The sequence below is a fragment of the Brachybacterium sp. AOP42-C2-15 genome (genome assembly GCF_052377065.1).
In the GTDB taxonomy this organism is placed as follows: domain Bacteria; phylum Actinomycetota; class Actinomycetes; order Actinomycetales; family Dermabacteraceae; genus Brachybacterium.
This window is the reverse complement of the sequence record NZ_JBQSWK010000075.1, coordinates 1-6,050: the sequence shown is the minus strand read 5'-3', so window position 1 is coordinate 6,050 and position 6,050 is coordinate 1. Positions and strand designations below refer to the sequence as shown.

8 protein-coding genes and 1 pseudogene are annotated in these 6,050 nt (G+C 64.8%); 4 read left to right on the top strand and 5 right to left on the bottom strand.

The window, feature by feature from the left end; translation table 11 throughout:
* The 4 genes from ACT3SQ_RS18800 to ACT3SQ_RS18785 all read right to left on the bottom strand — a co-directional run.
* On the bottom strand, nt 1-241 hold a 241-nt coding region (locus ACT3SQ_RS18800; RefSeq protein WP_444601587.1), incomplete at its 3' end, for an Abi family protein.
* A 525-nt stretch (nt 242-766) separates the two neighbouring features.
* Complete coding sequence (locus tag ACT3SQ_RS18795) at nt 767-1,102, bottom strand: hypothetical protein (protein ID WP_444601586.1); 336 nt, start codon at nt 1,100-1,102, stop codon at nt 767-769.
* Between the two features lie 333 nt (nt 1,103-1,435).
* On the bottom strand, nt 1,436-1,675 hold the full coding sequence (locus ACT3SQ_RS18790) for a hypothetical protein (protein WP_443353232.1): 240 nt from the start codon (nt 1,673-1,675) through the stop codon (nt 1,436-1,438).
* Nucleotides 1,668-2,276, bottom strand: coding sequence for an AAA family ATPase (locus tag ACT3SQ_RS18785; protein WP_444601585.1), 609 nt, complete (start codon nt 2,274-2,276; stop codon nt 1,668-1,670). Before ACT3SQ_RS18785 ends, ACT3SQ_RS18790 begins: the two co-directional genes overlap by 8 nt.
* Nucleotides 2,277-2,774: 498 nt before the next feature.
* On the opposite strand from ACT3SQ_RS18785, the gene ACT3SQ_RS18780 reads away from it, so the two are divergent.
* Nucleotides 2,775-4,148: a replication initiation protein gene (locus tag ACT3SQ_RS18780; protein WP_206516194.1), complete on the top strand. Its 1,374-nt coding sequence runs from the start codon at nt 2,775-2,777 to the stop codon at nt 4,146-4,148.
* Between the two features lie 199 nt (nt 4,149-4,347).
* Here ACT3SQ_RS18780 and ACT3SQ_RS18775 read toward each other — a convergent pair whose 3' ends face one another.
* On the bottom strand, nt 4,348-4,632 hold the full coding sequence (locus ACT3SQ_RS18775) for a ribbon-helix-helix domain-containing protein (RefSeq protein ID WP_444502722.1): 285 nt from the start codon (nt 4,630-4,632) through the stop codon (nt 4,348-4,350).
* Nucleotides 4,633-4,650: 18 nt separating this feature from the next.
* On the opposite strand from ACT3SQ_RS18775, the gene ACT3SQ_RS18770 reads away from it, so the two are divergent.
* From ACT3SQ_RS18770 to ACT3SQ_RS18760, 3 genes and pseudogenes are all read left to right on the top strand, one after another.
* On the top strand, nt 4,651-5,064 hold the full coding sequence (locus tag ACT3SQ_RS18770; protein WP_444601584.1) for a hypothetical protein: 414 nt from the start codon (nt 4,651-4,653) through the stop codon (nt 5,062-5,064).
* 87 nt (nt 5,065-5,151) lie between these two features.
* Nucleotides 5,152-5,376 (top strand): hypothetical protein, encoded by a 225-nt coding sequence (locus ACT3SQ_RS18765; protein ID WP_444502720.1) that lies wholly within the window; start codon nt 5,152-5,154, stop codon nt 5,374-5,376.
* A 370-nt stretch (nt 5,377-5,746) separates the two neighbouring features.
* Nucleotides 5,747-6,050: pseudogene (locus ACT3SQ_RS18760) on the top strand (hypothetical protein); the annotation flags it as partial.

Sequence of the window (6,050 nt, the reverse complement as noted above, 5' to 3'; positions counted from 1 at the left end):
GCAACTTTCGATCGAACTCGTACAGGCGGGTTACGTCGTGGAACGATGTTCCTTCATCGAACTCATCGAGTCGCTGACCAGCATCAGCCTCGCGCCGGTACGCGAACCAGTAGCCACTCAAGCGGTAGTAGTTGACATGCGAGAGCCAGTGCTCTGCCTCTCCGTCGTCGACAACCATGCCTCGTTTGCGGAGAAGCTCGATCTGGGCTGCCACCTCGGTGTACTTCTTGATGTTCGTCATCGAACGCCCCCAGACAGAGATCCAGCCCGCACCGAATAAATCCGGCCGGGCTGAACGATTGGCTACAGGCTACCAGCTGACGGGGACATGTCGCTGCCAACTGGGTCACTAGCGTCCGATCTCGGCAGGCGCCGGCAGGGTGCCCACTCCGGCCGCCGCTTTGCCCGGTGCGCTGGAGGCACTCGAACACGCCGGCATCACCGCGAGCGACATCGCACGCGGGCCCGGACTCCCCCTCCCGATTTTCGAGATCATCACAGCTCGCTCACCCCACACTGAACCGGAACCTACGCACGACACCGATCACGATGGCGTGGGCGTGAACTCGCTTCTGCAGGTGGCCGGGATGCACCAGTGATTCCATCCTGCGTTGGGCCACCCGGCAGGTGAAGGTCGGTCTTCTGCGGTGCTGAAAGCGTCGTCCGCCCGCTGATGAAGCCATGGAGTGTGGCGATTCGGGTCGGAGCGTCACCATGAGAGCTGAGCCCTATTTGCCCAGCCGGCCAGTTGGGGGAGTGGGTGGTGCTAGGTGCGCTCCAGCTCCTGCGGGTCAAGCGGAGCTCCGGGCGATACGCGGTGGAATGCAGACCGGCCATCCCCGTGGCGTTCCGGGAAGCGGAGCATGCGCGAGGGCCAGATCGCGTTGAGGTGGTGATGCCAAGCGCGGGCATCGTTGCTCGGGGCTTCACCGCGGATGACGTGATCTGGGTAGAACTCGCGCACCACGTCTCGAAGGAGGGAAGTCGCGAGGCCGGTGTGTTGTAGCGGGTAGGCGACCTGCACCTGCTTGATGATGAGGGCCGGTCGCTCGGGTACGCCGTCGGGCTCGTCGATCCGTGCTGTGGACTCCTTCAGCATCATCTCGGTCGCCCATTCGGGCGTAGCCAGGCCCTCCAGCGTTGCCCAAGGATGTCTCACCGCTCCCAGCACCGTGATGCACCTGTAGATGTGCACGTACCCGCCTGGGCTGCGATAGACACTGAAGAGCTGTCCGAGCGGAGCCACATGAGGGACCGACCGCAACGAGAACTCGCGACGAGTCTCAATCTGGGCACCGAGATTTTCCCAAGCACTGGGGATGGCATGCCATGGAAGAAGGCGTTCTCGAAGCGCAAGACGCTTGGACTGCTCGCTCGCCCCGGACAGGGACTCACTCAGCGCCCCTCCCCCAGACCCCCATCCGGCCATCTGGGGTTACTTATCCCTAAGTTCTGGGTAGACCTTCTGGATCGCATTCAGCACAAGGTCTCGTTGGCTGATGCCATGCTCAGCGGCCGCGATCTTGAGCCGGCGGTGGAAGTCCTTGTCGAGGTCGATTGCGAGGCGCACGGTCTCGACGACCGGCTTCTCGGCGAAGCTGCTTGCGAAGCCCTTGCCGGCGCTGCGCGGGTTGCGTCCCATGGCTGCACCCAACTTGTCGGTGTTCTTAGGCATCGGTTGCTCCCTGAAGGATCGTCAGGATCTCTGCGGCCAACTTGTCGTAGCCATGCAGCTCGGTCGGTCGGGAGATGCCGGCGACTTGACGCACGGCTTCCCGCTTGGGGATATAGCTCTCGAGAGCGTGCACGCGCTCCCCTGCCGCTTCGCGCAGCGCTGCCCGCGCGAGACGGAACGTCGTCGATCCAGTCTCGGCTCGGGCCAGGAACAGAGCCGCTCGCGTATCCCCGATCGCCTCAAGCGCCGACCATGCTCGAGACAGCTCGAGACTGGACTGCAGGGTCGGGATCAGGACGAGGTCTGCTGCAGCCGTTGCGGCATCGAGGACCTCGGCGACACCCGGAGGGGTGTCGATGACAACGAACTGCGTACGAGGTAGGGCACGGCGAATCGTCGCAGCGGAGCCCGGGACTACCTCAAAGGGCAGCGCCACTCCCCCGTCCTGCGCGTTGTAAGCCCACTCAGTGGCGGACGCCTGAGGGTCAGCGTCGACGACAGTGACGTCGCCATGTTCAGCGAGGGCCGTCGCGACGAAGATCGACGTGACCGTCTTGGACACCCCGCCCTTCGGGTTCAGGCATGTGATCACAGTGGTCATGCCCACCACCATAAGACCACTCCCCCAACTGTGCACAGCCCCGTCCACCCAGATGTTGCTAGCCCCAGATGGGGAAATGGGGGGATGGCCAGGCCTAGAGGTGTCGACGCAGGTCAACGACACGCAGGGGGATACGACAAAGCGCCGCGTACTGCAGTCTGGCGTGTAGCGTCGACGCAACGACAGAAAAATGAGCGCCCAACCGGTGGCAGCCAGTTGGACGCTCGCTTCACCCCGAACTATGAACTTCGGGGAGAAAGCCTGGTCATGACCATACCTTCGTCTCCCGACAGTGGGGGAGGGGACACGCCCAGCGTGTCTCCCACGGCACAGCCGCCGACCTCCTTGCGCCCGTGGGACGACCTCGAGCCGGGCCCGCGCCCCTCACAGTGGACCGACCCATCCACCGGCCAGGCGATCCACAGCTACAGTCCCGACCTGTTCGCGGCGCCGAGCGCACCGGGGATCCGCTCCTGCGGGTGGGACGACATCCAGGCCATGACCTTCCTGCAGCACCTCGGTAGAGATGCCTTCCAGGCCAGCCGAGACCGTGACTTCTCGAAAGCCTGGAAGAAGAACCCCGAGACAGGGGAGACCAAGCCCCGCATGTTCCCTGTCGGGACGCCAGCACTCGAACGGTGCCAGTACGCCGTCCTGACCCATCCCCAGTACACGGCAGCGCTCGTCTTGGACATCGACCGGCCCAGCCATGAGAGCGGCGGGCAGGTCACCAATCTCCACTCCAAGGTCCACACCGTCCTGGACCGTCTAGCTGTCGCCGGCTACGGCCCTGCCTGGCTGGGGATCAACCCCCTCAACGGAAAAGCCCAGGCGATCTGGCTGATCGACCCGGTCTACGCGGGGGAGGGACGCTCGAGCCCAAACACTCGTCTCCTGACGATCGCTACGACCGAGCTGAACCAGCTCCTCGGTGGCGACCTCGCCTTCAGCCACCGCTTCTCCAGGTGGCCCCTCCACAAGTCGAGCGACCCCACCGCATACCGTTGGCACTGCCAGCACAACCAGATCGTTCGCCTGACAGACCTGGTGGCGGAGGTTCGAAGAATGACCAACACACAGACCCCCGGACGAGGCGAAGGGGAGAAGCAGTACCCCAGCGGTCGAGACCGTATCGAAGCAGCCCGCAAAGCCACGGCTGAAGCGAAGATGCTGCGGGAACTCGCTGAGCAGCTGCCAGAGACCGCCCAGATCGCGCCAGCAGCGGCAGGCGTGATCGACGGTGTTCGAGTGATGTGGATCAGCACAGGACGAGCCGCCCGCGACGAGACCGCCTTCCGCCACGCTCTGGCCACAGCACACCGCCTCAAGAAGGCCGGAGAGGCACTCAAGGATGCGAAGCTCATCGACGCCTACGAGCGGGGCTACAACGTCGCCCAAGCCGTCGGAGGCGATGGCCGCGAACCCGACATGCCTCCCATGCGCGACCGTCTCACCATGGCCCGCCGTGTCCGCGGGTACGTCACCGCCGGCGTCACGAACCCCACGACACGTACAGGCGGCGCCACACGCATGTCCAGCGCCGGCCGCAAAGCCCTAGCAACCCTCGGACGCCGCGGAGGCCAGCGCGCCGCCGAACGATGGAAAGACCCGGAGAGCGAGTACGCACAACAACAGCGAGCAAACCTCTCGTCAGCCAACGCCCTTCGCTCCTACAGCACCGACGAGCACAAGGGGCAGCTGCTCGCGCTCATCTCCAACTATCGGCGCCAAGGCCTGGAAGTCCCGACGACACGAGAGCTCGCTCGAGAGTTGGGCCTCAGCCTTCGCCGCACGCAGGAGCTCCGCAAAGCACTTGGGCTCCCGGGTAGACGCGGTCGCCCGCCCCTCTCCACTAAAAGCGCGAAGCCGTAAGCGGTATACGGTTCCCCCGCGCCCTCTCGGGTGCGAACTCCATCTTTGTGACTCCTACACGGGCCCGCAGACTGGACTCTCCTCCTGCTCTGAGCATGTCAGTACCACCCGTAGATGAGTTGCTGGATCAGGCACTCTCGCCGGAAGCAGCCGGCTACGCGGTGACCACACTCGGACGGAGCCATTTCCTTCGAGCGCGTCAGCGCTCCTCCTGCGTCGGATCATGCAACTGATCCATGAAGCGGCTGTACTTGTCGAGCTCCTGGCTGCGCGATTCGGTGTCGTGGTGCCAGTACCGCTCCTTGAGGACCGGAAGCATCTCCTGCACGGCAGCACGTAGGTAGAACCCACGGGAGCGCCCGGTGTGCTGCGCGAGCCGGTCGAGCTCGGCCACAAGCTCGGAGTCCATACGGACGGAGACGACCTTGTCCCCCAGCCGCTCCAGACCGCGCTTCTCATTGGCAGAATCGTAGATCTGACTCATGGTAAACAATGTTTACACATGGCGCTCCCGCTGTCATGCTGGAACCAACATCGAGGACTGGTGGTGATCGTTGTGTTGGGTTGGTCGGGATACCTCAAGGACGCGAGCACGGGGGAGCGCCTGGGCTACCTGGGGGATCTACACGACTATGGCGACCTCGATGCCCGTGCGCTGGCGGGTGAGGTCGAGCAGGAGACCTGGGGTGGGTATCCGACGACGTTCACCGGCCCGGCCGCTGCGTTCGCCAGTTGGATCGAAGCTCTCAAGGAGAGCAACTTTCGCCAACGACTCGTCCGTGCCGAGCAGTCCAGCGAACGTCCCGGGGGAGCGCGAACCGCGACCGCGCGCGAGGCGAAGAAGATAGCGATGGACACGCTGCGATCTGTCGATCCCGAGCGCCGCATCCGAGTAGATCTGTGGGACCAAAGCTGACCACTCGAAGCCTCGCACCTCGCCACGACCCTCGAGCCACAGCAGCGGGGAACACGCTATGCATGGTCGCAAAGAGAGGAGAGTGCAATGACGCATGAACCGATGAGTGTGCGAGTAGAGGCGCATCGATGGTCCAGTGGATGGGAGCTGCACATCCTCGGCAGCGCGGACTTGATCACGCAGACCGAGTCCGGCTGGGACTCGTTCGACGACGCTGAGCGGCAAACGCGGGACTACCTCGAGACCGTCTTCGACGGCGCCGACTTCTCCCGAGTCTCCTTCGAGTTCGTCGAGAAGAGCGACGCACGCTGATTCGCTCGAGCTACGTCGCGGCAGCGTGGCACGTTGGAAGATCCGGCGCCGGCTGGCCCCACGACCCCTCGTCGGGGTCGTACATCGACGCTACGCGTCGATAGCCGGGGACCGACCCGGCCGCGCGTCGTCCCTCCTTTGCGGCCGCGACCGGCCCGGTCCCCGGCCCCTGTTTCCAGCGCGCTGTGTTCCTCCTACGTCGGAGCGCTGGAAACGATGCAAGGTATGATTGAGCGTGACACAACGGGGCGCACCGTTCGTTCCTCACTGCCCCGTCGTGTCCCACTCAATCCACCTTGCTCCTACGCGGAGAGCGTGGGCGACCTGCCGGTCGCGGTCTTCGCCAGGGCTCAGACAAAGGAGGAGCATCGTGCCGATCGATCGACACGCTGGTCGCCCCGCGCCGGCCCACGGGACGCCCCCGGCAGCTGCCGACCAGCCGGCAACTCTTGCAGAGCAGGAGCTGCCCGCGTGGCTCCAGGACGTCATCGCGCAGTCGAACCGCGAAGCCGCGCTACGCCGCGAGGCGCAGCTCGAGCAACCCGATTCCGCGACCCGCAAAGGCGCGGGCCGCCCGGCGATGGGCGATGCCAAGCGCACACACCGCGTGGGCATCTCGCTGAGCCAGGACGAGCTTGAAGCGTGGCGACACCTCGCCGAAGCCGACGGCAGAG